At 67.5% G+C, this 26,784-nt stretch carries 24 protein-coding genes; 10 read left to right on the top strand and 14 right to left on the bottom strand.

Annotation, left to right across the window (positions count from 1 at the left end; genetic code table 11):
- Position 1: 1 nt before the first annotated feature.
- Positions 2-190, top strand: a complete 189-nt coding sequence (locus AC5Y7E_RS07180) for a hypothetical protein (protein WP_499948154.1) — start codon at positions 2-4, stop codon at positions 188-190.
- 422 nt (positions 191-612) lie between these two features.
- On the opposite strand, the gene AC5Y7E_RS07175 is transcribed toward AC5Y7E_RS07180, so the two are convergent.
- Together AC5Y7E_RS07175 and AC5Y7E_RS07170 are read right to left on the bottom strand one after the other, a co-directional pair.
- The gene (locus AC5Y7E_RS07175; protein ID WP_499948152.1) at positions 613-1,608 is read right to left on the bottom strand and encodes a hypothetical protein; all 996 of its coding nucleotides are present in this window, start codon (positions 1,606-1,608) and stop codon (positions 613-615) included.
- 66 nt (positions 1,609-1,674) lie between these two features.
- Positions 1,675-2,721, bottom strand: a complete 1,047-nt coding sequence (locus AC5Y7E_RS07170) for a hypothetical protein (RefSeq protein WP_499948151.1) — start codon at positions 2,719-2,721, stop codon at positions 1,675-1,677.
- Between the two features lie 113 nt (positions 2,722-2,834).
- Between AC5Y7E_RS07170 and AC5Y7E_RS07165 the strand changes: the two genes are divergently transcribed.
- From AC5Y7E_RS07165 to rfbA, 3 genes are read left to right on the top strand one after another with little or no spacing between them, the layout of a single operon-like run.
- Positions 2,835-3,590 carry a maleylpyruvate isomerase family mycothiol-dependent enzyme gene (locus tag AC5Y7E_RS07165; RefSeq protein WP_499948149.1) on the top strand — a complete coding sequence of 252 codons (756 nt, stop codon included), beginning with the start codon at positions 2,835-2,837 and terminating at the stop codon, positions 3,588-3,590.
- A gap of 29 nt (positions 3,591-3,619) precedes the next feature.
- A complete protein-coding gene (locus tag AC5Y7E_RS07160; RefSeq protein WP_499948148.1) occupies positions 3,620-3,991 on the top strand; it encodes a nuclear transport factor 2 family protein in 372 nt (123 codons plus the stop codon).
- 28 nt (positions 3,992-4,019) lie between these two features.
- The gene (gene rfbA, locus AC5Y7E_RS07155; RefSeq protein ID WP_499917868.1) at positions 4,020-4,892 is read left to right on the top strand and encodes a glucose-1-phosphate thymidylyltransferase RfbA; all 873 of its coding nucleotides are present in this window, start codon (positions 4,020-4,022) and stop codon (positions 4,890-4,892) included.
- On the opposite strand, the gene AC5Y7E_RS07150 is transcribed toward rfbA, so the two are convergent.
- The 5 genes from AC5Y7E_RS07150 to AC5Y7E_RS07130 all read right to left on the bottom strand — a co-directional run bounded on the left by AC5Y7E_RS07150 (position 4,837) and on the right by AC5Y7E_RS07130 (position 12,982).
- Positions 4,837-6,108, bottom strand: coding sequence for a YibE/F family protein (locus tag AC5Y7E_RS07150; protein ID WP_499948146.1), 1,272 nt, complete (start codon positions 6,106-6,108; stop codon positions 4,837-4,839). The two genes, rfbA and AC5Y7E_RS07150, sit on opposite strands and share 56 nt — an antisense overlap.
- A gap of 32 nt (positions 6,109-6,140) precedes the next feature.
- Positions 6,141-7,433, bottom strand: coding sequence for a pyridoxal phosphate-dependent aminotransferase (locus AC5Y7E_RS07145; protein ID WP_499917869.1), 1,293 nt, complete (start codon positions 7,431-7,433; stop codon positions 6,141-6,143).
- Between the two features lie 32 nt (positions 7,434-7,465).
- Complete coding sequence (locus tag AC5Y7E_RS07140; RefSeq protein WP_499948144.1) at positions 7,466-10,405, bottom strand: (Fe-S)-binding protein; 2,940 nt, start codon at positions 10,403-10,405, stop codon at positions 7,466-7,468.
- A 205-nt stretch (positions 10,406-10,610) separates the two neighbouring features.
- Positions 10,611-12,302, bottom strand: coding sequence for an Hsp70 family protein (locus AC5Y7E_RS07135; protein WP_499948142.1), 1,692 nt, complete (start codon positions 12,300-12,302; stop codon positions 10,611-10,613).
- A 134-nt stretch (positions 12,303-12,436) separates the two neighbouring features.
- The gene (locus AC5Y7E_RS07130; RefSeq protein WP_499917873.1) at positions 12,437-12,982 is read right to left on the bottom strand and encodes a hypothetical protein; all 546 of its coding nucleotides are present in this window, start codon (positions 12,980-12,982) and stop codon (positions 12,437-12,439) included.
- A 69-nt stretch (positions 12,983-13,051) separates the two neighbouring features.
- On the opposite strand from AC5Y7E_RS07130, the gene AC5Y7E_RS07125 reads away from it, so the two are divergent.
- Positions 13,052-13,702, top strand: coding sequence for a DUF1345 domain-containing protein (locus AC5Y7E_RS07125; protein ID WP_499948141.1), 651 nt, complete (start codon positions 13,052-13,054; stop codon positions 13,700-13,702).
- Between the two features lie 9 nt (positions 13,703-13,711).
- Here the strand turns inward: AC5Y7E_RS07125 and AC5Y7E_RS07120 are convergent, their stop codons facing one another.
- From AC5Y7E_RS07120 to AC5Y7E_RS07105, 4 genes are all read right to left on the bottom strand, one after another.
- Positions 13,712-14,446, bottom strand: coding sequence for a hypothetical protein (locus tag AC5Y7E_RS07120; protein WP_499948139.1), 735 nt, complete (start codon positions 14,444-14,446; stop codon positions 13,712-13,714).
- Positions 14,446-15,003, bottom strand: a complete 558-nt coding sequence (locus AC5Y7E_RS07115) for a hypothetical protein (protein ID WP_499948138.1) — start codon at positions 15,001-15,003, stop codon at positions 14,446-14,448. The genes AC5Y7E_RS07120 and AC5Y7E_RS07115 overlap by 1 nt, the downstream gene beginning before the upstream one ends.
- 11 nt (positions 15,004-15,014) lie before the next feature.
- Entirely contained in the window at positions 15,015-16,229 is a 1,215-nt protein-coding gene (locus AC5Y7E_RS07110) for a putative alpha/beta hydrolase (RefSeq protein WP_499948136.1), read from the bottom strand.
- Between the two features lie 200 nt (positions 16,230-16,429).
- The gene (locus AC5Y7E_RS07105) at positions 16,430-17,023 is read right to left on the bottom strand and encodes a hypothetical protein (protein WP_499948135.1); all 594 of its coding nucleotides are present in this window, start codon (positions 17,021-17,023) and stop codon (positions 16,430-16,432) included.
- 319 nt (positions 17,024-17,342) lie between these two features.
- Between AC5Y7E_RS07105 and dnaK the strand changes: the two genes are divergently transcribed.
- From dnaK to AC5Y7E_RS07085, 4 genes are read left to right on the top strand one after another with little or no spacing between them, the layout of a single operon-like run.
- On the top strand, positions 17,343-19,205 hold the full coding sequence (gene dnaK / locus AC5Y7E_RS07100; protein ID WP_499917879.1) for a molecular chaperone DnaK: 1,863 nt from the start codon (positions 17,343-17,345) through the stop codon (positions 19,203-19,205).
- A complete protein-coding gene (gene grpE, locus AC5Y7E_RS07095; protein ID WP_499948134.1) occupies positions 19,202-19,846 on the top strand; it encodes a nucleotide exchange factor GrpE in 645 nt (214 codons plus the stop codon). The genes dnaK and grpE overlap by 4 nt, the downstream gene beginning before the upstream one ends.
- A 46-nt stretch (positions 19,847-19,892) precedes the next feature.
- On the top strand, positions 19,893-21,071 hold the full coding sequence (dnaJ, locus tag AC5Y7E_RS07090) for a molecular chaperone DnaJ (RefSeq protein WP_499917881.1): 1,179 nt from the start codon (positions 19,893-19,895) through the stop codon (positions 21,069-21,071).
- On the top strand, positions 21,071-21,466 hold the full coding sequence (locus AC5Y7E_RS07085; RefSeq protein WP_499948132.1) for a heat shock protein transcriptional repressor HspR: 396 nt from the start codon (positions 21,071-21,073) through the stop codon (positions 21,464-21,466). Before dnaJ ends, AC5Y7E_RS07085 begins: the two co-directional genes overlap by 1 nt.
- Here AC5Y7E_RS07085 and AC5Y7E_RS07080 read toward each other — a convergent pair whose 3' ends face one another.
- Genes AC5Y7E_RS07080 through AC5Y7E_RS07070 form a run of 3 tightly spaced genes read right to left on the bottom strand, consistent with a single transcriptional unit; the run spans position 21,467 to position 24,029 of the window.
- The gene (locus AC5Y7E_RS07080; protein WP_499948130.1) at positions 21,467-22,369 is read right to left on the bottom strand and encodes an aldose 1-epimerase; all 903 of its coding nucleotides are present in this window, start codon (positions 22,367-22,369) and stop codon (positions 21,467-21,469) included.
- A 2-nt stretch (positions 22,370-22,371) separates the two neighbouring features.
- On the bottom strand, positions 22,372-23,553 hold the full coding sequence (locus AC5Y7E_RS07075) for an FAD-binding oxidoreductase (RefSeq protein WP_499948128.1): 1,182 nt from the start codon (positions 23,551-23,553) through the stop codon (positions 22,372-22,374).
- Positions 23,554-23,585: 32 nt separating this feature from the next.
- Entirely contained in the window at positions 23,586-24,029 is a 444-nt protein-coding gene (locus AC5Y7E_RS07070; protein WP_499917884.1) for a DUF3060 domain-containing protein, read from the bottom strand.
- Positions 24,030-24,149: 120 nt separating this feature from the next.
- Here AC5Y7E_RS07070 and clpB point away from each other — a divergent pair, with 120 nt between their 5' ends.
- Positions 24,150-26,696, top strand: a complete 2,547-nt coding sequence (clpB, locus tag AC5Y7E_RS07065) for an ATP-dependent chaperone ClpB (protein WP_499917886.1) — start codon at positions 24,150-24,152, stop codon at positions 26,694-26,696.
- The last annotated feature ends 88 nt before the right edge of the window (positions 26,697-26,784 follow it).

Here is a 26,784-nt window from a genome sequence, read left to right as displayed (position 1 = left end):
TGTGGTCGATGAATTGTTTGCGGGCGTGCGCACCCAGCGTGGTGCCGGACTTGGCTTCGATCATCAGCCATTTCGAGACCGGCACTTTATCGGCGATGTTGAAGATGTCGAAGACGGGACCGTTCGACAAAATATTCTTGGGCAGCTGTTTATTGGTCTGCCAGCCGGCTTCGGGTGGCAAATCGCCTAGCTTCAAGCCTTCGAAAATAAACTTCTCAAAGGCCGGGCCCACGCGCCGGTTCTGAAGGACGTTGATATAAGCGTTCTTCCACTTTTCCCAAGGCTTGGAGCCGCCGCTATTCACATAAATCTTCCAGCGAGCCAGCATCCCATCGAGGGTGTCTGCGTTTCCCCTGACCGCATTATTGACGCTGATCCGCTCCAGCTTGTCCGGACTCGGTTCCTCCGCATTGCGAACGTCCTGGCTCAGCGGATCGTAGTTGTAGGTATGCATTTCGTCGGGCGGAGCCATCTGTGTCGCGTCATAGCCAGGCATCGGAACTCCAGGGTCGCAGTCGCCGTAGCCGCCGTAATTCGCGTGGGCTACGGGCACGCCATGAAGACCGAAGCAGATGACCAGTATCAGGACAACGAGCCCCCGCAACCACACCGTCACGATTGGCCACCCTTGAAATAATCGACCCACTCATCGTGAAGTCCGCGCGCCTCGTGCTCTTTTGTCGTGATGCTGAGGCGCAATAACCGGAACGGCGATGCCGTGTCGGAGTCGTCGCTCGTCTGCACCTGATAACCCGCGACCGCCGGGGCTCCGTCGCGCGCCGCCATGTGGGGGCGATGCACCCAACGTGCCCCCACGCTGCGCAGCAGCACCTCACCCACGTACCAGGAGGCGCCCTCGACGAAGTCTGCGTTGGCCGGATCGTTGAATTCGTCAGTGGTGGGAGTGAGCTTGAAAGCCAGCTCGGTGACGGCGTCGATGCTATCGGGACTGTAATCCCAAGTGCCGGGGTAGCGGTCGGCCCACCCGGCAAATTCTTGCTGGCGTGCGGTCAGCCAGGAATCCAATTCCGTTGAGGCAGTAGGCGAATCGAAGATATCGATACCCGGTACCCCGGGCTTCGGTGCGGTGGACACCTTCGCTCTCCAAGCGGAGTAGGTTCGCGCGACCGGCCCGTCATCGTTGCCCGGCTCTTCGACCACTGCGGCCAGCAACAGATGCAGCGGAGAAATGGGCTCAAGTCCCAGCTTGTCGCCCGGGACCGCAATGGGGATGCCGGGCGGGCCCGGTGCGCCCGTTGACCACGACCAAGTTTGATTGGTGATCGGCTCCGCGAGAGCACGGTCGCTGAGGGGAGGGCGGGCGCGTACCGCGAAATCGGGTGCATCGTCCCAATCCCAGTGGCCACTGGTCAGGCGGACCAGAGACAGTCCGATATAGGCCATCAATGCCTGAACCAGAGCTCGTTCCCGGGGGTCTAGCACGTGCTCGGGTTCCTCGAATAGATTTCGCGTTACGGACTCCACGGCACGCAGCGACTCGATCGAGTAGTCCAGGTGCAGGCCGTGGGGACCAACGTTATCTTGCAGCCCGCCCACCGCCGGGGCGATCCCGCTCTCCCAATCGGCAGCCAGCTCTTGGCGATCCAACCCGGCGCTCCTCCCGACCGCTATTCGACTAGGTAAGACTGCACCGACCAACCCCGCCCGTACAAGTCAAGCGATGGCCGGTCGCGGACACGACCACGAGCGTTCAGCTGGCGCAGCCTGACCATCATCACAATCTCTGCGGTGCCTTACCCACTTGTCGTAAACGCTTCGCGCCTTTGGTTGCCCCGTCGTCAGGCACAATTCCAGCAGCAGGAACGGGTTTGTTGTGGCGGCTTCGTCATTGGTTTGAATGTGATAGCCGACGAGGGCGGGCTCGCCGTCTCGCACCATGTGTGGACGGTCCACCCAGCGGGCGGGATCCGCGCGGCACAGCATCTCGCCCAGGTACCACGTGGCGCCATGGACGAAGTCCGCGTTGGCCGGGTCGTAAAGACTATCCACCGTCGGCGTGACGCTGTGTGTCAATTCGGTGAGTGCGTCAATGCTTTCCGGGCTGTTGTCCCACGTGCCCGGATAACGAGCTGCCCAAGCGGGAGAATCTTGCCGGCGCGCGGCGAGCCATGCGTCCAATCCTGTTGATGCGGCAGGAGTGTCGTAGATGTCGATGCCGATCACACCGCGCTTCGGCGGGGTGGACACCTTCGCTCTCCAAGCGGAGTAGGTTCGCGCCACCGGCCCGCTGTCATCTTCCGGTCGGTCCGCGACCGTCGCCAGCAACAGATGCAATGGAGAAACGGGTTCGAGGCCCAGCCCGTCGCCCGGGACGGCAACGGGAATCCCGGCCGCAGTGTGTTCGGCATCGGGCCACGCCCAGATCTGGGTGGCGACCGCTTCGGCAAGCGAGGCGTCGGCCAGCGCCGGACGGGCCCGTTGCGCGAAGCCCGGTTCGTCATCCCAGTCCCAGCGCCCGCCGGTGAGACGTATCAGGGAAAGCCCGACGTAGGCCATCAACGCCTGGACGAGCGGACGTTCCTCGGCGCGCAACACGTGTTCCGGTTCGTCGAACAGGGTTCGTATCACGGACTCCACGGCGCGCAGCGACTCGATCGAGTAGTCCAGCTGCAGGCCCCGGGCTGCGGCGTTGTCCTGCAGCCCGCCTACGGCCGGTGCGATCCCACTGTCCCAATCGGCGGCGAGCCCTTGGCGATCCACCCCAGCACTCCTCCCGACCCGTATTCGTTAGTAAGACTGCACTGTCGACCCAACGCGCTCAAGTCACGGCGGCAAAGCGCCGGCGGGCACGCCGTGCGGGTAGCGTGACCGGCGTGGACTTCGCCGGCGCATTCCTCGACGAGAATCGGGCATTCGCAGAGCTTTTTCAGGACGCCGATGAGTCGACGCCCGTGCCGACCTGCCCGGGCTGGACCCTGCGGCAACTGTTCCGTCACGTCGGCCGCGGCGATCGCTGGGCGGCGCAGATCGTGCGCGAGCGACTCGATAGCTACCTCGATCCCCGCACGGTGGAAGGCGGTAAGCCGCCGCCCGATCCGGCCGGAGCGATCGCCTGGCTGCACGGCGGTGCCCAGCGGCTGATCGACGCCGTCGAGCTGACCGGGGTGGAAACGCCGGTCTGGACCTTCCTGGGTTCGCGCGCGGCGAACTGGTGGGTCCGGCGCCGGTTGCACGAGGTCGCGGTGCACCGCGCCGACGCCGCGATCGCGCTGAGCCGCGACTTCACCCTGGAACCCGCCGTGGCCGCCGACGGCATCACCGAATGGCTGGAGCGGGTGGCGATCCAGGCGGGTGGCGAAGGGACGCCGCTTCCGCTGGAGGAGGGCGACACCCTGCATCTGCACGCCACCGATGCCGGGCTGGGCGACGACGGCGAGTGGACCATCGCCGTCGAGCAGGGCCGGATCGCCTGGTCGCATCGGCACGGCAAGGGCAGCGCCGCGCTGCGCGGTGGCGCGACCGAGTTGCTGCTGGCGATACTGCGCCGCCGGCCGCTGGCCGAGACGGGCGTCGAGCTGTTCGGTGACGACGCCGTGTGGGAGCGCTGGTTGGCCCGTACTCCTCTCTAGCCGGGGAGCCGCACGGTAATTTGCACACCATGACCACATCGGAGATCGCCACCGTACTGGCATGGCACGACGCCCTGAACTCTTCTGACCTGGCCACCCTGGAGTCCCTGTCCAGCGAGGACATCGAGATCGGCGACGCGCACGGAGCCGCGCAGGGCCACCAGGCGCTGCGTAACTGGGCCACCTCGCGCCGGTCTTCCGCGCAGCTCGGCCAGATGTATGTGCACGACGGCGTCGTCGTCGCCGAACAGAAACTGGGCAGCGCTGACGGCCCGGGGGCGGGCGCCGACGCGCTGGCATTTCGCGTTGTCCGCGACCATGTCACCTCCGTTTTCCGGCACGACAGCTTGGCGACGGCGCTGGCGGCGACCGAGCTGACCGAGTCCGACGCCGTCGAATAGGGCAGACCAAGGCATCAGGAGCCATCCAATGCGCGGAATCATCCTGGCCGGCGGATCGGGCACTCGCCTGCATCCGATCACCACCGGCATAAGTAAGCAGCTGCTGCCGGTCTACGACAAACCGATGGTTTACTACCCGCTGTCCACCCTGATGATGGCCGGCATCCGCGACATCCTGGTGATCACCACTCGACACGACGCGCCCGGATTCCAGCGACTGCTGGCCGACGGCTCGCAGTTCGGGGTCAACATCAGCTATGTGACGCAGGAACAGCCCGATGGTCTGGCCCAGGCATTCGTCCTGGGCGCCGGGCACATCGGGAACGAGCCGGTGGCTTTGGTGTTGGGAGACAACATTTTCTACGGCCCGGGCCTGGGCACCAGCCTGAGTCGATTCCAATCCGTCAGCGGGGGAGCGGTTTTCGCGTACTGGGTCGCCAACCCATCGGCATACGGCGTCATCGAGTTCAGCGATGACGGTAGGGCGCTGTCATTGGAGGAGAAGCCCAAGACGCCGAAATCCAACTACGCGGTGCCGGGTTTGTACTTCTACGACAACGACGTGGTCGAAATCGCGAAGGGCCTGAAGAAATCGGCACGCGGCGAATACGAGATCACCGAGGTCAACCAGATCTACCTGAGCCGGGGCAGGCTCTCGGTCGAGGTGATGACCCGCGGCACCGCGTGGCTGGACACCGGGACGTTCGACTCGCTGCTGGACGCAAGCGATTTCGTGCGCACCCTGGAGCGGCGGCAGGGCCTGAAGGTCAGCGTCCCAGAGGAAGTGGCGTGGCGGCGCGGCTGGATCACCGACGACGAGCTGGCCGAGCGCGCACAGGGCTTGCTCAAGTCCGGCTACGGCGGCTATCTGCTGGACCTGTTGGAGCGGAGTCGATTCTAGGTTTGGCAAGCACCGCGGCGATTGCCGTCGTCAGCGGCACCGACAGCGCCAGCGCCATGCCGCCCACCGCCGAGCGCGCGATCTCGATCGCCACGCTCTCGCTGGTCAGCACGTCAGTCAACGAGCGGTTGGCGACGCTGAACAGCAACAGCAGCGGCAGCGAACTGCCGGCGTAGGCCAGCACCAGCGTGTAAACAGTGCTGGCGATGTGATCGCGGCCGACCCGGATCGCGCCCACAAAGATCGCCCGCCGCGAGCCGCCGAGGTGGGCGAGCTCGAACACCGTCGAGGCCTGGGTCACCGTCACATCGTTGAGCACACCCAACGACCCGATGATGAAGCCGGCGAGCAGCAGGCCGCTGATCGACACGCTGCCAAGATACGCGCTGACGGTGCTGTTCTGTTCGTCCGATAAACCGGTCAAGTGCGCCAGTTGTATTGCCGCCCATGATAATCCGGCCGCCAACAGCAGCGCCGACAGGGTGCCCAGCAGTGCGGCGCTGGTCCGCAGGTTCACCCCGTGCGCGAGATAGATGACCGCGTACAGGATCGCCGCCGCCGCCACCAGCGCCACCGGAACAGCCGGTGCGCCGTCGCGCAGCGCCGGCAGTAGGAACGTCACCAGCACCACGAACGCGACCACGATGCCCACCAGCGCGAGCAGCCCACGCCAGCGCGCCACGGTCACGATCACCACCGCGAACGCGATCGCCAAACCGCCTAGCGCCCAACCACGTTCGAAGTCGTAGAACGCATAACTGGTCGCGCCCTGATCGTCGACCTGACGGACGAGTCGAATGTGGTCGCCCACCGCGAATTTCGGTTGGCCGGGGCCAGGGGAGGACTCCAGTAGTGTCTGGGCCCCGGCATTGGGTCCAGAATCGATCGAGACCTGGGTCAAAACGCACCGTCCCGCGCCGGGCAGGGCCTGCTGCGGCGCGCCGGTGAGGACCTGGCTGGCCGACGGGCTGCCGCAGTCGCCCACCGCGCTGGACAGCACGTGCCCGGCCTGCGTGCTCACCGCGCCGCCCGCCGCGTTCTGCAGCGGCATCGGGATGTCGACGTGCTGGCGGCTGGGCCAGAGCACGATCGCGCCGACGGCTACCGCCACGCCGATAGCGACCAATAACCCGACGACGATCCTGGCGGGCAACGGATCGACCCCGGACGGGCCCTCCGATGAGCGGGCCATGCTGTGCGAGTGGGAGTGCGTCACCCGCTCCACCGTAGAGGCGGCCGCGCGGATGCTTACGGCCGATAGCCGACGAGGAAGTTGCCCAGCCGCTCGATCGCGGCCGCCAGATCGCGGGCCCACGGCAGCGTCACGATGCGCAGGTGATCCGGTGCCGGCCAATTGAAGCCGGTGCCTTGGGTGACCAAAATCTTCTCCTGCAGCAGCAGGTCGAGGACGAGCTGTTCGTCGTCTTCGACGTCATAGACCTCGGGGTCAAGCCGGGGAAACGCGTAGAGCGCGCCGGCGGGCTTGACGCAGGACACCCCCGGGATCTCGTTCAGCTTGGTCCACGCGACGTCGCGCTGCTCGAGCAGCCGCCCGCCCGGTAGGACCAAGTCGTCGATGCTCTGGTGACCGCCCAGGGCCACCTGAATCGCGTGCTGCGCCGGAACGTTGGGACACAGCCGCATGTTCGCCAGCAGGTTGATGCCCTCGATGAAGCTGCTGGCGTGGTCCTTGGGCCCGGTGATCGCCAGCCAGCCGGCCCGATAGCCGGCCACCCGGTAGGCCTTGGACAGGCCGTTGAACGTCAGGCACAACATGTCCGGCGCCAGCGTGGCCAGGTTGATGTGCTTGGCGTCGTCGTAAAGGATCTTGTCGTAGATCTCGTCGGCGAGCAGCAGCAGCTCGTGCTTGCGCGCCAGATCGACGATCTGGGTGAGCACTTCGCTGGTGTAGACCGCGCCGGTCGGGTTGTTCGGGTTGATCACCACCAGCGCCTTGGTGCGGTCGGTGATCTTGGACTCCATGTCGGCGATGTCCGGCTGCCAGCCCTGCGTCTCGTCGCACAGGTAATGCACCGGCGTGCCGCCCGCAAGGGATGTCGACGCCGTCCACAGCGGGTAGTCCGGCGACGGGATCAGCACCTCGTCGCCGTTGTCGAGCAGGGCCTGCAGCGTCATGGTGATCAGCTCGGACACCCCGTTGCCCAAATAGACGTCGTCGACGTCGAAGCGGGGGAATCCGTCGATCACCTCGTAGCGGGTGACCACCGCCCGGCGGGCGGGCAGGATGCCCCGCGAGTCGGAGTATCCCTGGGCGTACGGCAGGGCCTGGATCATGTCGCGCATGATCACGTCGGGCGCCTCGAAGCCGAACGGCGCCGGGTTGCCGATGTTGAGCTTGAGAATGCGATGCCCCTCGGCCTCCAGCCGCGCGGCGTGTGCGTGCACCGGCCCGCGGATTTCGTACAGGACGTCCTGAAGCTTCGACGACTGCGCGAAACTGCGCTGCGGCCGGTGATGAGCCGACGCGTGCAGAGGCAGCTGATGGGTGGTCACACCACCAATGGTGCCATCACTGTCCACTGATATTTGCTACGAAGCCGCAACGATGCAGGTCACCGCTTCCCGGGGGGACGCGCCCCACGGGCGATGCCCAGGCCCTTGACGGGTGGCTGCGACGGTGCGCCGTCGCCGTCGGTCTGCTCTGCCGGCTCGGCCTTCGGCGCCGGCTCGGGTTCGGCGTCCGCCGGGCCGGCGGGCGCAGCCTCGGCCTTGGGCTCCTCGGCCTTGGGCTCCTCGGCTTTCGGCTCCTCGGCCTTGGGGGCCGCGGCCGCCGGTGCCGACTTCTTGGCGCCGGGCCGCTTGGCGCCCGCGGCGATGCCCAGGCCCTTGACCGGGGCGGCGGGTGCCTTGGCTTCGGTTTTGGTATCGGTCGCCGCTTCGGGGGTCGCGTCCGCGGTTGCCTTGGCCTCGGGGGCCGCGGCCGCCGGGGCGGCCTTCTTGGCGCCGGGCCGTTTGGCGCCGGCGGCCAGACCCAGGCCCTTCGCCGGTGCGGCGGATGCCTTGGCTTCTCCGCCGTCGGCCGGTGCCTCGGCCTTAGCCGGTTCGGCAGCGGCCTTCTTGGCGCCGGGCTTCTTCGCGCCGCCGGCAATACCCAAGCCCTTGGCGGGCGCGGCGGGAGCCGCGGTGGCCTCGGACTTCGGCGCGGCCTCGGCCTTGGCGGGTGCTTCGGCCTTGGCGGGCGCCTCGGCCGGCGCCTCAACCGTGGCTGCCGAGGCCTTGGGCGCCTCAGCCGCCCGCTTCTCGGCCTCCTTAGCAGCCGTGCCCTTCTCCGGCAGCGTGGCCTTGTCGTACTCGAGGGACCCGAGCAGGATCTGGGCGACGTCGAGCACCTCGACGCCGCTGCGTCCGGCTTCCTCCTGGCGGTCGTTGACACCGTCGGTGACCATCACCCGGCAGAAGGGGCAACCCGTGGCGATCGTGGCGGCCCCGGTGGCCAGCGCCTCGTCGACGCGCTCGTGGTTGATGCGCTTGCCGATGTGCTCTTCCATCCACATCCGCGCGCCGCCGGCGCCACAGCAGAAGCTGCGCTCGGCATGCCGCGGCATCTCGGTCAGGGTCGCTCCCGCGGCCCCGATCAGCTCGCGCGGCGCCTCGTAGACCTTGTTGTGCCGGCCCAGGTAGCAGGGGTCGTGATAGGTGATGTCCTGCGACACCGGCGTCACCGGCACCAGTTTGTTGTCCCGGATCAGCCGGTTGAGCAGCTGGGTGTGGTGCAGCACCGAGTAGTTCGCGCCGAGCTGGCGGTACTCGCGGCCCAGGGTGTTGAAGCAGTGCGGGCAGGTGACGACGATCTTGCGGTCGACGGTCTCCACGCCCTCGAAAACCCCGTCCAGGGTCTCGACGGCCTGGGCGGCCAGCTGTTGGAACAGGAACTCGTTGCCCGAGCGGCGGGCGGAGTCGCCGTTGCAGGACTCGCCGGTGCCCAGCACCAGGTACTTCACGCCGGCGATGGCCAGCAGCTCGGCGACGGCCTTGGTGGTCTTCTTGGCCTTGTCGTCGTAGGCGCCGGCGCAACCCACCCAGAACAGGTACTCGTAGCCGTCGAAGCTGTCGACGTCCTCGCCATAGACGGGCACGTCGAAGTCGACCTCGTCGATCCAGCTGGTGCGGTCCGACGCGTTCTGGCCCCATGGGTTGCCCTTGGTTTCCAGGTTTTTGAACAGCACGGAAAGCTCGGAGGGGAACTCCGACTCCATCATCACCTGGTAGCGGCGCATGTCGACGATGTGATCGATGTGCTCGATGTCCACCGGGCACTGTTCGACGCAGGCGCCGCAGGTCACGCAGGACCACAACACGTCGGGGTCGATGACGCCGCCCTGTTCCTCGGTACCGACCAGCGGACGGGTGGCCTGCTCCGGCCCGGAACCCATGACGCGGCCGAAGCCGGACTCCGGGACGTGGTGCGCCTCGGCGTGCTCCTCGCCGGCCAACTTCTCACCGAGTCCACCCTCCGGGGTGGACTCGGTCGGAGATTCCTTCTGGCCCAGGATGTAGGGCGCCTTGGCCATCCAGTGGTCGCGCAGGTCCATGATGACGAGCTTGGGCGAGAGCGGCTTGCCGGTGTTCCACGCCGGGCACTGCGACTGACAGCGCCCGCACTCGGTACAGGTGGCGAAGTCGAGCGCGGCTTTCCAGCTGAAGTCCTCGATCTTGCCGCGACCGAATTCGGCGTCGTCGGGCGGGTTTTCGAAGTCGATCGGCTTGCCGTCGTGTTCGAGCGGCAGCAGCGGGCCGAGGCCGTTGGGCAGCCGCTTGAAGATGACGTTGATCGGCGCCGTGAAGATGTGCATGTGCTTGGAGTGCAGCACGATGATCAGGAACGCGAGCATGACCAAGATGTGCAGCAGCAGCGCGGTCGTTTCGATGATCTCGTTGGCGGGCTGGCCCAGCGGTCGCAGGATGGCGCCGAACAGCTGGGACAGGAAGGCGCCGTTGCCGTAGGGCAGCGTGCCGTTGTTGACCGCGGCTCCGCGCACGAACACGTAGGTGAAGACGACGTTGAAGATCATGAACAGCACCAGCCAGGCGCCGCCGGTGTGCGAGCCGTAGAACCGTGACTGGCGCCCGATCTCCTTCGGGCTGCGCATCAGCCGGATGATGGCGAAGGTGACGATGCCCAGGAAGACTGCGGTCGCGAAGAAGTCCTGCAGGAAGCCGAGTGCGTCCCAGCGCCCGATGATCGGGATGTGGAAGTTGTCCTGGAAAAGCAGACCGTAGGCCTCGATGTAGACCGTGAGCAGAATGAAGAAGCCCCACATGGTGAAGAAGTGCGCCAGCCCGGGGATGGACCACTTCAACAGCTTGCGCTGACCGAACACCTCGGAGACCTCTGCCCAGACGCGTTTGCCGGGATCGTCGGTGTGACCCGGGCCCGGCTTGCCGGACGTGATCAGCTTGAACAGCCACAGGACACGCCGTGCGGCGAGTGCGGCCACGACCAGCGTCATGCCCATGCCCACGATCAGCCTGATGAGCATCTGCGTTGTCACAGAAGGTCTCCCCAATGCATAGATAAATTCGGCTGTGCTTATTTGCCTGCTAAAGCCCCGCTCATAGTTACATCTTTGCGGCTTTCAGCGCGAGAAAGGCTGCCCTAACTTAAGAGGCGACGCTCGCCGAAGTGATGAGCGCCACCATGCTTCGCTGAATGGCCCTTCGACGGCCGCCGCTTGGCGGCCATCCGTGTCTGGTGCGTCAGCGCCCGAAGATGGGCGGCAGGGGCCACCCGCGCGTGGTCGTCGGCGCGGTGGTGGTGGCCGTCTGCGACGTTGTGGTGGGCGCCTGCGACGTCGTGGTGGGCGCGGCGGTCGTGGTTGTGGTCGTGCTCGGCGGCGCCGTGGTGGTGGTCGTCGTCGTCGACGGCGCCGGCCCCGGCGTCGTGGTGGTGGCCGACGGCTCGGTGGACGGCGGCGGCGCCGGGATCACGGTGACGGTGGTGCTGTCGTTCGGCCCGGTGATGGTCACCGTTTGCGGGGGCTGGGTGGGTGGCGACGTGGGACTGACCGGCGTTGACTTGGTCGACAACAGGTTGATCGCCAGGATCAGGGCCACCAGCACCGCCGCGGCCGCCCCCGCCACGCTCAACACCAGCGCCGTGCGTTTGTACCAGGGCAGTCGCGCCTGGGGGGCAGCGTAGCGGCTGCCGGTCGCGCCGTCGAATTCCCTTGCCTCGTTGGCGTATTCGCCGGTGGCGTCGCGTCCGGTATATGGCACCGGCTCGTCGTTGTCGGCGTCCTGCGACCACGCCAGGGCGTCGTCCACGTCGGTGGCCTGGGCCCCCCATGCGGCCTGGGTCATGTCGAGCCCGGCGGTGCCGACCAGTTCGGTCGGTGTTTCCACGGCGGCGGCCGCGGCGGTCGGAGCTCCTCCCGACGTGTAGTGCGGGCCGAGCACCGCCGCGCCGAGGGCGGCGCTGAGCGCCGGCTGCACGGTGCTGTGCACCGGCACCCCGAAGCGCTGCGACAAGCGCGCTTTGAGCAACGGGATGTTCGCACCGCCGCCGGCTATCGCCACGGCGCTCAGTCCTGTGTTCGGAATCGCGTTGCGGCGCAACGACTCCTCGACGAATGAGAGGAACCGGCCCAGCGGCGCGGAGAGCAATTGGTCGAATTCGGTGCGGGAGAGCTGGGAACCCTCACCGGAAGCCCCGGCGATCGTGCTCACCGCGGCCGTCGACAGCTGTTCCTTGGCGCGCCGGCATGCGCCGAGCAGGCGGGCCTGCGGGCCGACCCGCGCGGTGCCGCCCAGCATGGCGGTGCTGACGTCGGAGGCCAGCAGGTGGTCCAGGATGAGCTGATCGATCGCGTCGCCGGAGAATTCGGTGTACCGCGCGGCCGGGCCGACGGACGCAAAGCCGGCCTTGGCGTCCATCAACGTGACGGTGGTGCCGCCCGCGCCGAAGTCGCACAAGGCAATAACGCCGTCGGCCCTGAAGCCCGGCGTGCCGCGCAGCGCCGCGAGCGCGGCAGTGGCATCGGAAACCAGCATGGGCGCCACCCCGCCGCGCGCCAGGTCCGACTGCGCGAAGAACTCCTCGCGCAGCGCCGTGAACTGGTCGTGGGACCAGTAGGCGGGCACCGCGATGGTGATCGGTGTCCCGTAGCCGACCGCGCGGGCCATGGCCTCGATCGCCTCGACCGTCAGCGCCGCGCCGAGGTATTTGGTGCCGTCGGCCGCCACCAATGGCGCGCGGTCGCCGACGCGTTCGACGAATCCCCGCAGCACCAGTCCGGGTTCGGTCAGATTCGGATTCTCTTCCGGCAGGCCGACTTCGGTAGGTCGCTGTTCGAACAGGGTGACCACCGAGCTGCGGGTTATCGGAGCGCTGCCCGCGCGGGCGGCGACCAGGTTGGCCACCCCGATCGATAGCCCGAGCGATTCGCTCATCTGCTGCACCCCTGTGTCAGTTGTCCCGTTGCCCTCGCGCGGTCGCCCTCACCGCAGCGACCGTAGATTGCAGCGAGTGTAGGGCTTCGCCCGCGCTGCGCGGCGCAACCGTGATCGAGGCTGCCACCGACTCGCTACCGCAGCCCGGGGGGCACCGTGACCGGATTCGGCACCCCCGGAACGGTGATCACCGGCGGCAGCTGCGGCAAATGGTGGTGATGCGACGGCTGCTGCGTCTGCCCGCCCGTGGGTTGCTGTTGCGGCGGCTGCGCCGGTGGCTCTTGCGTCGGTGACTCTTCGCTGCTGGGCGAGGACGTGGTGGTCGTGGTGGTGGTCGGGGTCGTCGTGGTGGTGGTCGTCGTGCTCGTCGTCGTCTTCGGGACGTGGTTGACGGTCTGCTGTCCGTGAGTGAGCTCGATGACTCCGAAGACGATCAACGCGATCAGGACGACGACGGAGATCAGCCAGGCGATCAGCATCGCGGGCTTGCGGTACCAGGGAGTGGGCTCGGTCTCCTGGTCAAACGGGTCGACATCGCCGGGCCCCTCGGGCTCCCGGGGCGGGTTCGGCGGCGGACCGGAGGACGGAACCTGGCCGGTCGGCGGCTGTTCGGGTGCGCCGAACTCGCCATGCTGGGTCGGCTGGTTGTGGAAGTCGTCGCGTGGGCCATTGGATGCCACGGCACCGATGGTACTAACCGCACCTGCCAATCTGCTGATGCCGGCCCGTGTAGTGGTTAGGTCGAGGTCGTGGATTCCCTGGTGAAGTTGTTGCGAGACACGGTCGCGGTTCGGATATCGGTCTGCGTGGCCCTCGGAGTGGCGGTCGCCGTCGTGGTCGGCAACACCGCCGGATGGCGTTATGCGCTGGCCGGCTGGATCGCCACCGCCGGAATGTATGCGGCATGGACGCACCTCACCCTGCTCGGCATGGATGCCGAGCAGACCTGCCGCTGGGCAACGCGGGAGGACCCCACCCGATGGGTCGCCGACGCCGTCATCCTGTCGGCGAGCGTCGCGAGCCTGGTCGGAGTCGGCTACGTGGTGGCCGCGGGCTCACGCTCGGGCCACGAAGCCCTGGCCGCCGCCGTCGTCGGCGTCCTGACCGTCGCCGCGTCCTGGGTCGCCGTGCACACGCTGTACTCCGTGCATTACGCGCGGCTCTACTACTCGGATGACCCGGGCGGCATCAACTTTCACGATCCCGAGCCGCCGCGCTTCCGGGATTTCGCCTATCTCGCATTCACCGTCGGCATGACGTACCAGGTGTCGGACACCGAGATCGGGCTGGCCTCGATCCGGGCGACGGTCCTGCGCCATGCGCTGGTGTCCTACCTGCTCGGGGCGGTGGTGCTGGCGGTGACGATCAATCTGATCGCGGGGCTGGGCTCCAAGCTCTGATCGGTCCCGTCACACGCCGGGCGTTGAGCGGCCTCGGAGAATCCCTTCGATGCGATCCAGCAGCTCGCCCGGGTCGTCGCGGGCGCCGTCTCGCCAGGCAATGAGTGCGTTGAGCAGGTTGACCGGTTGAACCGTCAGCCGCAGGCCGAGCAGCACCGTCTTGGTAGTGCCGTCGCCGATCTCCACGGGGCGGTAAGCGATTGCGACTTGCAACGAGTCAGCACGCGGCGGCAGCGGGACGAGCTTGGGCTCGATCGACGCAACCAGCTCACGCCGAATTTCGGTCAACTGGCTCCCACGCTCGGCCAACCGCACGGTCAACATCGACGGGCTAAAGCAGAGAAGAGAATGCAGCCACATACGAACGATGCCCCAGAGGGACAGCGGGGTCACACCCGCCAGGAGGATGACGCCGCCGTACAGCAGCCATCTCGGATTGCCGGGTGCGAGCCCCAAGGCCACCATGGCAACCCCCATCAGCGGGAGGAGCACTAACGCGCTGTAGGCATTGCCCTCGTACCAGGGAATGTAGCGGCAGACGATCTCGTCACCAGTTCGGCTGACCCCGGCGCGAAAGATCCGGCGGTGACCGATGAGGATGATTCCGCCGGTCACAGCGCCGCCGAGAGCTAGGGGCCATGGCGCTCCGACCAGCACGTTAATGACCGCAAGCAGGCACAGGGCGCCACCTATGGCGTAGCGCAGCATCCGCCGCCAACGGCCTCTCTTCCCGCTATCGGCCATCAGAGCCCTTTCGTATTTCCGGTCAGCGGGGCGCGGTGACCCGCGAGCGCTGGACTTACCACCGGCCCCGGAACGGCCTTCAGCCAGATGTGTGCCCGGTCCACCAGCGAATCGGTGAGGGCCGTCATCGTGAGTTGCGCAATCAACGTCTCCTGCTCCGTCGTGATGATCCGGGACTTCGACTCGCTGTCGATCGTGCCGAGTTCATGCGCGATCTTCATTGCGAGCAACCCCGTGACGCCGGCACCTTCGGTGGCTACACCCAGTTCGCGGCTTTGCTCTCGACAGCCCGGCGCCGCCTGCAACTGCTGTTCGACCAACATCGCGAAAACGCCGGCTGGGTCCAAAGCAGCCTCGACGCGATGCATCGTCAGAACCGCGTTAGCGCAAAACACTTCGATGCATGGGTCGTTGCGCCAGGCCCACACCCGCGCCCCGACAGCCGAGTCGAAGGGTTCCCAACCCGGTGGTACTCCCACCTCAACCACAAACCCGGCAAATCGATCGACCGGGTACACAGCCAGGCTGTGCTCCTGCACGAAGTCATCGAATCGCATCGAAGTCGCTCCTACCCGAACCCGAAGACGGATTCCACGCCGTGCACCGCGCTGCCGACGGCATCGGCGACCGGCTCCCAGGACACTTCGACTGCTTTGGACGCCACCCAGGCGGCGCCCGCTCCCACGACGGCGCCTGCCACCAGACCGACCGCTGTCCCGGCACCGGGAACGACCGAACCGATCAGTGCGCCGGTTTCCGCGCCCGCGGCCAGCCCGGCGGCGACACCAGCAGTCTCGCGGGTTATGGCCTCTGGCACCGAGTTTCCGTCATGGATGTCGGACAGGACGGCGGGCACCGCGCTGGCCACACCAACCACCCCGCCGATACGGGTGAATCCCGGGAGTTCAACTCCGGCGACCTTGGGATCCTCGAACCACTTCAACAGCCACGGATCAGCCTTGCCGGGACCCGTACCCGGGGACTCGGCGAGCAGGTTGAGCGTCGTCTGACGCACACCGTCGGCGGTCCCGCCGGCGATCGCACCCGCGCTCCCGATCGCCACTTCCCCCGGTGACGGGGTCAATGCGGGACCCCCGCCGGGTTGGCCCGGTGGCGCCGGGCCGGGACCCCCGCCGGGTTGGCCGGCTGCCGGCTGACCGGGCGCCGGCCCGGCACCGGGAGCGTCATATCCGTCCGCGTGCAGAGTCCCCATCGCGTCCTGAAACGACTTGGAGTAACCGTCGCGTGTCGCCTGCAGCTGGCCTAGCGCCGACTTGGTTGCCCGGACGGCATCGTCTTCGCATGTGGCGATAAACGCCTCCAGCGCATCGAAATCGGCCTGGCTGAGGTCCTCGTCGTCCTCCATCTCGTCGGCTTCGCCGATCAAATCGTCGAGCTCTTGCAGCCTTGCTTCCAGCGACGCGATCTGACCGGCCGCGGCTTTCTGCGCCTCGGCCAGCGTCGCGGCGATGTTCTCCAGGTCCGCACCGATCTTCGGTATCTGCAGGGACTGCGCCCCAAGCGCTTTCGTCACCCGCTGAACTTCGTCGGAGTCGTTGATCGGGTGACCGCCGTCCTGGTGATTCCAGGCGGCTTCGAAGCGGGTACGGGCCTGTTCGAACGCGTTGCTGGCCTCCGTGGTGCACCGGCCTGCGCGAAGAAATGCCTGGGCAAGATTGGAAATCTGCAGCGGGCTGCCGGCTTGCAGGCTGGCATTGATCGCCCACGGGTCGCCGCCGGCCGCGCCGATCAGCGCGGGGATGCTCAGGTATCGCAGTTGCATGAGATCGTCAGGTGCTCGCCCGACTTCGGATCCACCCGGTTCCGGACGTGGCGGGCAGTGCGCGGGGCGCCTGGGAAACCGACCGCGGCCTACCGGCACCGACAAGCATCGCCGCCCCCTCCCGAGCTCATCGGCAAGATTACCGACGTCGGGTTGGCAATCAATTCACGCGCGCTCGGGCTCCCGCGATGGAGCCCGGCTCAGAAGGTGTTGACCTTCTCGACGCTCACGAACATGCCGTGCTTGGTCTGGTCGTTCGTGAAGCGGGTGCCGTCGGCGTTGGCGACGATCGTCCAGCCCTGCGCCGCGTAGGTCTTGTAGTCGATGGTGACCGTCGGGATGGCCCCCAGGTTGCCCAGCACCCACTGCACCTTGCCGCCGGTGTTGATGCTGACGCCGTTGGCGTGCTCACCGTCCTGCAGCGGGGAGTTGGTGAACGGTGCCTCGCAGCCGACGGTGTCCTTGTTGATCTGGCAGCGCGTCACGCCGGATTTCGTCTCGATGAAGACGTAACCGTTCTGGTCGGGTGGCAGCGGGATGGCGCCCGCCGGAGTGGTCGGGTTCGCCGGCGCGGCGGACGGGCCGGGGCCGGGGGCCGGGGCGGCGGTGGCCGACGGCGGGGTGGATCGGGGCGTGGGGAAAGACGGCTCGGTGGGCCCGGCTCCCGGCGACGCCACGGGGCGGCCCCCGATGATGGAGCTGCAGCCCGAGAGCGGCTCCGTACCGGCCAGCAGGGCCACGAGCAGCAGCGAACCACCGGCCAGGCTCCGCCGCCCATTCTCCGAAAACCGCACCCGCCGCTCCCCAGACGATTCGAATAGCGGCACTTAGGTTACGCACCGAGAAGCGGACCTAGCTGCCCCGGCGCGACGATCGATGCAGAGCCGATGGCCGGGGTTTATCTCCGCGTGACCGCCGATCCTCGGCAGCGCCGAAGTTTTTTTGCCACCCCCGGGAACAAGGCGGGACGGACCGCCGTTAACATGAACGACAAGTTGAGCGAACCACACTCAATGCTGGGTTGACAGCCCACCGGCCCCAAGGGCAGGCTTGAGCGGGGTTCACTCAGCATAGTGGCACCAAACAAGCTCTACACATTCAGGAGGAATCACTATGGCTCGTGCGGTCGGTATCGACCTCGGGACCACCAACTCCGTCGTCGCAGTTCTCGAGGGGGGCGACCCTGTCGTCGTCGCCAACTCCGAGGGTTCGCGGACGACGCCGTCTATCGTCGCCTTCGCGCGCAACGGCGAGGTGCTCGTCGGCCAGCCCGCCAAGAACCAGGCTGTCACCAACGTCGACCGCACCATCCGTTCGGTCAAGCGGCACATGGGCACCGATTGGTCCGTCGAGATCGATGACAAGAAATACACCGCTCAGGAGATCAGCGCCCGCGTGCTGATGAAGTTGAAGCGCGACGCCGAGGCATACCTGGGCGAGGACGTCACCGACGCCGTCGTCACCGTGCCCGCGTACTTCAACGACGCCCAGCGTCAGGCGACCAAGGAGGCCGGCCAGATCGCCGGCCTGAACGTGCTGCGCATCGTCAACGAGCCGACCGCGGCCGCGCTGGCCTACGGACTGGACAAGGGCGAGAAGGAACAGACCATCCTGGTCTTCGACCTCGGTGGCGGTACCTTCGACGTCTCGCTGCTCGAGATCGGTGAGGGTGTGGTCGAGGTCCGCGCCACCAGTGGTGACAACCACCTCGGCGGGGACGACTGGGACGACCGCGTCGTCGAGTGGCTGGTCGATAAGTTCAAGGGCACCAGCGGAATTGACCTGACCAAGGACAAGATGGCGATGCAGCGGCTGCGTGAGGCCGCCGAGAAGGCCAAGATCGAGCTGTCGAGTTCGCAGAGCACCTCGATCAACCTGCCTTACATCACCGTCGACGCGGACAAGAACCCGCTGTTCCTCGACGAGCAGCTGACCCGCGCCGAATTCCAGCGCATCACACAGGATCTGCTGGACCGCACCCGCAAGCCCTTCCAGTCCGTGATCAAGGACGCCGGCATCTCGGTCTCCGAGATCGACCACGTGGTGCTGGTGGGTGGTTCCACCCGCATGCCCGCGGTGACCGAGCTGGTCAAGGAGCTCACCGGGGGCAAGGAGCCCAACAAGGGCGTCAACCCCGACGAGGTTGTCGCCGTGGGCGCTGCCCTGCAGGCCGGTGTGCTGAAGGGCGAGGTGAAAGACGTTCTGCTGCTTGACGTTACGCCGCTGAGCCTGGGTATCGAGACCAAGGGTGGCGTGATGACCAAGCTCATCGAACGCAACACCACCATCCCCACCAAGCGGTCGGAGACCTTCACCACGGCCGACGACAATCAGCCGTCGGTGCAGATCCAGGTCTATCAGGGTGAGCGCGAAATCGCTTCGCACAACAAGCTGCTCGGCTCCTTCGAGCTGACCGGCATCCCGCCGGCTCCGCGCGGCGTCCCGCAGATCGAGGTCACCTTCGACATCGACGCCAACGGCATCGTGCACGTCACGGCCAAGGACAAGGGCACCGGCAAGGAGAACACGATCAAGATCCAGGAGGGCTCCGGCCTGTCCAAGGAGGAGATCGACCGGATGATCAAGGACGCCGAGGCGCACGCCGAGGAGGACCGTCAGCGTCGCGAAGAGGCCGACGTCCGCAACCAGGCCGAATCGCTGGTCTACCAGACGGAGAAGTTCGTCAAGGATCAGCGCGAAGCCGAGGGCGGTTCGAAGGTCCCCGAGGACACACTGTCCAAGGTCGACGCCGCGATCGCCGAGGCCAAGTCGGCCCTCGCCGGCACCGACATCACCGCGATCAAGGCGGCGATGGAGAAGCTGGGCCAGGAATCCCAGGCGCTCGGACAGGCGATCTACGAGGCCACCCAGGCCGCCGGCGAGCAGGCCGGTGGCGGTGCGGCCGGCGACGGGTCTGGCTCCGCTGACGATGTCGTGGACGCGGAGGTGGTCGACGATGACCGGGAGTCCAAGTGACGGAAAGCAACCCACAAGAACAGGTGACAGTCACCGACAAGCGGCGAATCGATCCGCAGACCGGTGAAGTGCGGCAGGTCCCTCCCGGCGACGCGCCGGGAGGGGCGCCGGCCGCCGAGCCGGCGGACCAGGGCGACGGCAAAGTCGCCGAGCTCACCGCCGATCTGCAACGGGTGCAGGCCGACTTCGCGAACTACCGCAAGCGGGCGCTGCGCGACCAGCAGGCCGCGGCGGATCGGGCGAAGGCCGCGGTTGTCAACCAATTGCTGGGCGTGCTGGACGATCTCGACCGGGCGCGCAAGCACGGCGACCTCGAGTCCGGACCGCTGAAGTCGGTGGCCGACAAGCTGGAAAGCGCGTTGACCGGCCTCGGCCTGTCGGCGTTCGGCCAGGAGGGCGAGGACTTCGACCCGGTGCTGCACGAAGCCGTCCAGCACGAAGGTGACGGCTCCCGGCCGGTGATCGGCACCGTCATGCGACAGGGCTACAAACTGGGCGATCAGGTGCTGCGCCACGCTCTGGTCGGCGTCGTCGACACGGTCGACGACGAGGGCGACGCCGGGACCGGTGAGTCGGCCGCGGCGGCCGGGGAAACCGGGCCGGCCGAATCGGACGATAACGCCGGCACATCCGGTGACTAGACCACACAATCAGCACAACAAACGAAAGGTGAGGGGGTGACGCGACATGGCCCAGCGCGAATGGGTCGAAAAGGACTTCTATAAGGAGCTGGGCGTCTCCTCCGACGCCAGCCCCGAAGAGATCAAACGCGCCTATCGCAAGTTGGCGCGCGATCTGCACCCTGACGCCAACCCCGACAACCCGGCCGCCGGCGAACGCTTCAAAGCCGTTTCCGAGGCGCACAACGTCTTGTCGGATCCGGCCAAGCGCAAGGAATACGACGAAACCCGAAGGCTGTTCGCCGGCGGTGGTTTCGGCGGGCGCCGGTTCGACGGCGGCGGGTTCGGGGGCTTCAACGTCGGCGGTGACGGCGCTGAGTTCAACCTCAACGATTTGTTCGATGCCGCCGGCCGAAGCGGCGGCACCAACATCGGTGACCTGTTCGGCGGCTTGTTCGGGCGCGGTTCGGGCGCCCGTCCCAGCCGGCCGCGCCGCGGCAACGACCTCGAGACCGAGACCCAGCTGGATTTCGTCGAGGCGGCCAAGGGCGTGGCGATGCCGCTGCGGCTGACCAGTCCGGCACCGTGCACCAACTGCCACGGCAGTGGCGCGCGGCCGGGCACCAGCCCGAAGGTGTGTCCCACCTGCAACGGCTCCGGCGTGATCAACCGCAACCAGGGCGCGTTCGGCTTCTCCGAACCGTGCACCGACTGCCGGGGCAGCGGCTCGATCATCGAGCACCCCTGCGACGAGTGCAAGGGCACCGGCGTCACCACCCGCACGCGCACCATCAACGTGCGGATCCCGCCGGGCGTCGAAGACGGACAACGGATTCGGCTGCCCGGCCAGGGCGAGGCGGGTTTACGCGGTGCGCCGTCGGGTGACCTGTACGTGACCGTGCATGTGCGCCCGGACAAGGTGTTCGGGCGCGACGGCGACGACCTCACGGTGACGGTTCCGGTCAGCTTCACCGAGTTGGCCTTGGGCTCAACCATTTCGGTGCCCACGCTGGACGGCAAAGTCGGTGTGCGGGTGCCCAAGGGCACGGCCGACGGTCGGATCCTGCGGGTGCGGGGACGCGGTGTGCCCAAGCGCAGCGGCGGCAACGGCGACTTGCTGGTGACCGTAAAGGTCGCCGTACCACCCAATGTGGAGGGTGCCGCTCAGGAGGCGCTGGAGGCGTACGCCGCCGCGGAGCGTTCCAGCGGCTTCGATCCGCGGGCCGGATGGGCGGGTAATCGCTGATGGCCAAGGGTTCGAGCAATTCAAGGAAAGAGGACGCGCGGACCTTCTTGATCTCGGTGGCCGCCGAGCTGGCCGGCATGCACGCCCAAACGCTGCGCACCTACGACCGGCTCGGCCTGGTCAGCCCGCGCCGGACTTCCGGTGGGGGACGGCGGTATTCGGAGCACGACGTCGACCTGCTGCGTGAGGTGCAACGGCTCTCCCAAGACGAGGGGGTCAACCTCGCCGGCATCAAGCGGATCATCGAGCTGACCAATCAGGTCGAGGCGCTGCAGTCCCGGGTCAAGGAATTGACCGAGGAGCTGGCGCAGACGCGGGTCAGCCAGCGCCGCGATGTGGCGGTGGTGCCCAAGAGCACCGCGCTGGTGGTGTGGCAACCGCGCCGGGGACGCTGATCACACCCGGATCGAAAACTGCGTGACCGCCGGTTCGCCCGGGCGCGCGCAGCGGTAGCCGCCCCGGCGCAACGCGTCGGTGGGTGCGGTCATGGGCTCGAAGCACACGATGGTCTTCGTGGGGTCGTCGGGCGCCGGCGCGAAAATCTGCGCCGCCGGGTAGCCCTGCTCGAAATGCACCTCGATGCGCCGCCCGCCGCCGGACACCGCGAACACCGCGCCTTCGGCGACCTGGTCGTAAGCGTCGTCGAAAGTGTTGTCGCCCAATGTTTCTCGGCGCGCCGGCTGCGACTCGGAAACACCGCTCGGCAGGCCCTTGTCATCGAGCCCCAGGTGCCGCAACGGGGGTGTCTCGATGACCCAGTCGGCCCGCGGGGCGTCGGGCAGTTGCAGGTAGGGATGAAACCCGAAGCACAGCGGCACCGCCCGGTCGCCCGTCGCCGTGACCGTGGTCCGGACCGTCAGCGTCCGGTTGCTCAGCCGAGCCGTCACCTCCAGCACATGCGGGTACGGGAAGCTGGCCAGCAGTCGGGGATCGGCGCCGAAATCCAGTTCGGCGGTCAGCTCCTCAGCGTTCTCGGCCGTCACCCGCCACCCGGGGTAGGCGGCCAAGACCCCATGGATGGGTAACCCGTTGGGGTCGGCGCGCACCCCATTTTCCCCCGGCGTCAGGGTCACGGTGACGTCCTGCGCGGTATAGGTGTTCTCGCTCAGCCGATTTGCCCACGGATACAGGATCGGGATGCCCATCGTCTTGCCGTCGGAGATGTAGGCGTCCAGGCCGCGGCGCTGGCCCAGCAGCTCGACGCCGGCGTCGCGCAGCGACGTGCCGATCATCCCCGCCCCGGGGACGAACTGGGCGACCAGCGGGGCCGAGGGATCGCGCAGGGTGACGACGTGCATGGCTACCTCCATAGCGGGTCATGCTGAATGTGTTGGGGCGGAGCACCTTTGGCGGTCAGCGCGGCCTTGGTGGCGTTGACCATCGCCGGCCCGCCGCACACCAGGATCTGCCGGTCACCCCAGGCGCCGTACTTGGTCACCACGTCGGGCAGCCGCCCGATCTGGTGCACGTGCAGGCCACGCGGCGGCGTGACGTCGGGATAGTCGGCGGCCCACGACGGGTCGCTGTTGTACTCCGAGACCGGCGATACCGACAGCCACGGATTGTGCGAGGCGATCTGCCACAGGGTCGGCAGATCGTAGAGTTCGCAGCGGTATCGGGCACCGAAGAAGATATGTATCCGCGGGTTCACCGCGAACCTCGACAGGTCCATGATCAGCGCCCGCAGCGGCGCCAGGCCCGTGCTGCCGGCGACCATCAGCACGTCCTCCCCGTCGCGGTCGACCCGCAGGCCGCCGTGCGGGCTGGACAGCCGCCACCGGTCGCCGCCGCGCGTTTCGTTGACGATCGCGGTGCTGACCAGGCCGCCGGGGACCAGGCGGACGTGAAACTCGATCCCGCCGCTCGGGTCGGCCGGAATCGCCGGGCTCAGGTACCGCCAGCGGTGCGGGCATTGGGGCACATGGACGTTGACGTATTGGCCGGGGTGGTAGTGCATCGCCTGATCGAGCTGCAGCCGGACCACCGCCAGATCCCGCGACACCCGCAGGTGCTCGATCACGGTGCCGTCCCACCAGGCGGGTCCCTCCTCGGCGTCGGCGGCGCCGCTCATCACCCCGGTGATCAGGTTCAGCGACTGCACGGCCGCCTCGTCGAGGGCATCGGTCCAGGCCGCGCCCACGTGGGCGCGCAGCGTCACCAGCAACGCCCGCTGCAGCGTCTCGTAATGCGGGGACAGCACACCGTATTTGCGGTGATCGCGGCCGAGTTGGGCCAGGAAGGCCACCGGCTCTTGCGTGCGCCGCGCAATCAGCTCGCCGTACACCCAGTGCAACGCGTGGCCGAAAGCTCGCCGCTGGGCGGCCATTTCGGGCGGGAACAGGTCGCGCACCGAGCTGTCGAGGGCGAACCAATGGGTGTAGAAGCGGTGGACGAGCTCGCCGGAACCACCGGCCGGCCCGGCACCCTCAGATGCGAAGGCATCGCGCAGCACCCGCAGTGCGTCGACATCCTCCAGGCCCACGGGCCCCGATTCTAGGCTCGGCCGACGCTGACTCAGCCCTGTCGGACGATGTTGGTCGTCCCGACGTCATCGATCTTGGGCGAACCCCAGTGGTACAGAACGACGTTGCCGGTGCCCGACGCGTTCACCGCATCGGTGCTGTCGACCGAGACGTGGTTGCCGCTGCCGGAGACGCTGACGCTGGTGCAGTGCCCGGTGAGGGTGACGGTGTTGTTCTTCCCGCTGACCGAGAGGTAGCCGGCGTGACAGGGGATGGTCTTCGTGGTGCCGGTCCCGCTGACCTGCAGCGTGCCGGCTTGAGGCACGGTGGTCGACGGGCTATCGCCGGTGAGATCGGTGTGCAATCCGACGATGACCAGGCCCGCGAGCGCCAGTCCGGCGGCCACCGCGGCGAGCCAGAACGCCCGCGGAACGCGACGCGGAGGTCTGGCGGGCTCGGCGTCGGCGTGGTCGGGTGGCTGCGTCGTCTGCGTCATCGGTACCGGGGTACCCCGAAGGGCATATTGCTCAAAACTCGGTAGAGTTGAGCGGAACAGACTCAACCTTGACGGCGTTGAACATGCGGACAAGCATTTTCTTCTACGAACGGAGGTGTCGTGGACTCTTTCAACCCGACCACCAAGACCCAAGCGGCGCTGACTTCGGCGCTGCAGGCGGCCTCGGCCGCCGGCAACCCCGAGATCCGGCCGGCGCACCTGCTGATGGCCCTGCTGACGCAGGCTGACGGCATCGCGGCTCCGCTGCTCGAGGCCGTCGGCGTCAACCCGGCCACCATTCGCGCCGAAGCCGAGCGCATCGTGGAACGCTTGCCGCAGGCCAGCGGCGCCAGCTCGCAACCGCAACTGTCGCGCGAGTCGCTGGCCGCCGTCACCACCGCGCAGCAGCTGGCCACCGAGATGAACGACGAATACGTCTCGACCGAGCACCTGCTGGTGGGGCTGGCCACCGGTGATTCCGATGTCGCCAAGCTGTTGACCGGCCACGGCGCCTCGCCCCAGGCGTTGCGCGACGGGTTCGTCAAGGTGCGCGGCAGTGGGCGGGTCACCAGCCCGGAGCCGGAGGCGACCTATCAGGCGCTGGAGAAGTACTCGACCGACCTCACCGAGCGGGCCCGCGAAGGCAAGCTCGACCCGGTCATCGGGCGGGACAACGAGATTCGCCGCGTCGTGCAGGTCTTGAGTCGTCGCACCAAGAACAACCCGGTGCTGATCGGTGAGCCCGGCGTCGGCAAGACCGCGATCGTGGAGGGCCTGGCCCAGCGCATCGTCGCGGGCGATGTGCCCGAGAGCCTGCGCGACAAGACCGTCATCAGCCTGGACCTGGGATCGATGGTGGCCGGGGCGAAGTACCGCGGCGAGTTCGAGGAACGGCTCAAGGCCGTCCTCGACGACATCAAGAACTCCGCCGGACAGATCATCACCTTCATCGACGAGCTGCACACCATCGTCGGCGCCGGAGCGACCGGCGAGGGCGCGATGGACGCCGGCAACATGATCAAGCCGATGCTGGCCCGCGGCGAACTGCGGCTGGTCGGCGCCACCACGCTCGACGAGTACCGCAAGTACATCGAGAAGGACGCCGCGCTGGAGCGCCGCTTCCAGCAGGTGCTGGTGGGCGAGCCCTCGGTGGAGGACACCGTCGGCATCCTGCGCGGGCTGAAGGACCGCTACGAGGTGCACCACGGGGTGCGCATCACCGACTCGGCCCTGGTGGCCGCCGCCACGCTGTCCGACCGCTACATCACCGCCCGCTTCCTGCCGGACAAGGCCATCGACCTGGTCGACGAGGCCGCTTCGCGTTTGAAGATGGAGATCGACTCCCGGCCCGTCGAGATCGACGAGGTCGAGCGGTTGGTGCGCCGCCTCGAGATCGAGGAGATGGCGCTGGCCAAAGAAGAGGACGAGGCGTCCAAGGAGCGGCTGGACAAGCTGCGCTCCGAGTTGGCCGACCAGAAGGAGAAGCTGTCCGAGCTCACCACCCGCTGGCAGAACGAGAAGAACGCCATCGACGTCGTGCGCGAGCTCAAGGAGCAGCTGGACACGTTGCGCGGGGAGTCCGAGCGCGCCGAGCGCGACGGCGACCTGGCCAAGGCCGCCGAACTGCGGTACGGACGCATCCCCGAGGTCGAGAAGAAGCTCGACGCCGCGCTGCCGCAGGCTCAGGCCCGCGAGAACGTGATGCTCAAGGAGGAGGTCGGTCCCGACGACATCGCCGACGTGGTGTCGGCGTGGACGGGCATCCCGGCCGGACGGATGCTCGAGGGCGAGACCGCCAAGCTGCTGCGCATGGAGGACGAACTGGGCCGGCGCGTCATCGGCCAGAAGAAGGCCGTGACAGCGGTCTCGGACGCCGTGCGGCGTTCCCGGGCCGGCGTCGCCGACCCCAACCGGCCCACGGGATCGTTCATGTTCCTCGGCCCGACCGGCGTCGGGAAGACCGAGCTGGCCAAGGCGCTGGCGGAATTCCTGTTCGACGACGAGCGCGCGATGGTCCGCATCGACATGAGCGAATACGGCGAGAAGCACTCGGTGGCCCGGCTGGTCGGCGCCCCGCCCGGATACATCGGCTACGACCAGGGCGGTCAGCTGACCGAGGCGGTGCGGCGGCGCCCGTACACCGTCATCCTGTTCGACGAGATCGAAAAGGCGCACCCGGACGTGTTCGACGTGCTGCTGCAGGTCCTCGACGAGGGCCGGCTGACCGACGGGCAGGGCCGCACCGTCGACTTCCGCAACACCATCCTGATCCTGACCTCCAACCTGGGATCCGGTGGCAGCGAGGAGCAGGTGATGGCCGCGGTGCGCTCGGCGTTCAAGCCGGAGTTCATCAACCGGCTCGACGACGTGATCATCTTCCACGGCCTGGAGCCCGGAGAGCTGGTGCAGATCGTCGACATCCAGCTGGTTCAGCTGCAGAAGCGGCTGGCTGCGCGCCGCCTCACGCTGGAGGTGTCGCTGCCGGCCAAGCAGTGGCTGGCCCATCGCGGATTCGACCCGGTCTACGGCGCCCGGCCGCTGCGCCGCCTGGTGCAGCAGGCCATCGGTGACCAGCTGGCCAAGATGTTGTTGGCCGGCGATGTGCACGACGGCGACACCGTTCCGGTGAACGTCAGCCCGGACGGCGACTCGCTGATCCTGGGCTGACCCCCGGGGGGACCATCGGCGGTCCGGCGATAGGTGGCTGGTGCCAGCTGTGATTGGGTTGTGACCTGGTCGCCTTCTATCTTCTTGG

Source organism: Mycobacterium sp. NGS17, from assembly GCF_059813205.1.
This window is presented reverse-complemented; position numbering and strand designations above follow the sequence as displayed.

Coding starts and splice junctions, on each gene's coding strand:
- rfbA (WP_499917868.1), top strand. CDS start 4,020: ATGCGCGGAATCATCCTGGCCGGCGGATCGGGCACTCGCCTGCATCCG.
- dnaJ (WP_499917881.1), top strand. CDS start 19,893: ATGGCCCAGCGCGAATGGGTCGAAAAGGACTTCTATAAGGAGCTGGGC.
- AC5Y7E_RS07085 (WP_499948132.1), top strand. CDS start 21,071: ATGGCCAAGGGTTCGAGCAATTCAAGGAAAGAGGACGCGCGGACCTTC.
- AC5Y7E_RS07160 (WP_499948148.1), top strand. CDS start 3,620: ATGACCACATCGGAGATCGCCACCGTACTGGCATGGCACGACGCCCTG.
- AC5Y7E_RS07110 (WP_499948136.1), bottom strand. CDS start 16,229: ATGCAACTGCGATACCTGAGCATCCCCGCGCTGATCGGCGCGGCCGGC.
- AC5Y7E_RS07120 (WP_499948139.1), bottom strand. CDS start 14,446: ATGGCCGATAGCGGGAAGAGAGGCCGTTGGCGGCGGATGCTGCGCTAC.
- dnaK (WP_499917879.1), top strand. CDS start 17,343: ATGGCTCGTGCGGTCGGTATCGACCTCGGGACCACCAACTCCGTCGTC.
- AC5Y7E_RS07070 (WP_499917884.1), bottom strand. CDS start 24,029: ATGACGCAGACGACGCAGCCACCCGACCACGCCGACGCCGAGCCCGCC.
- AC5Y7E_RS07135 (WP_499948142.1), bottom strand. CDS start 12,302: ATGAGCGAATCGCTCGGGCTATCGATCGGGGTGGCCAACCTGGTCGCC.
- AC5Y7E_RS07080 (WP_499948130.1), bottom strand. CDS start 22,369: ATGCACGTCGTCACCCTGCGCGATCCCTCGGCCCCGCTGGTCGCCCAG.
- AC5Y7E_RS07115 (WP_499948138.1), bottom strand. CDS start 15,003: ATGCGATTCGATGACTTCGTGCAGGAGCACAGCCTGGCTGTGTACCCG.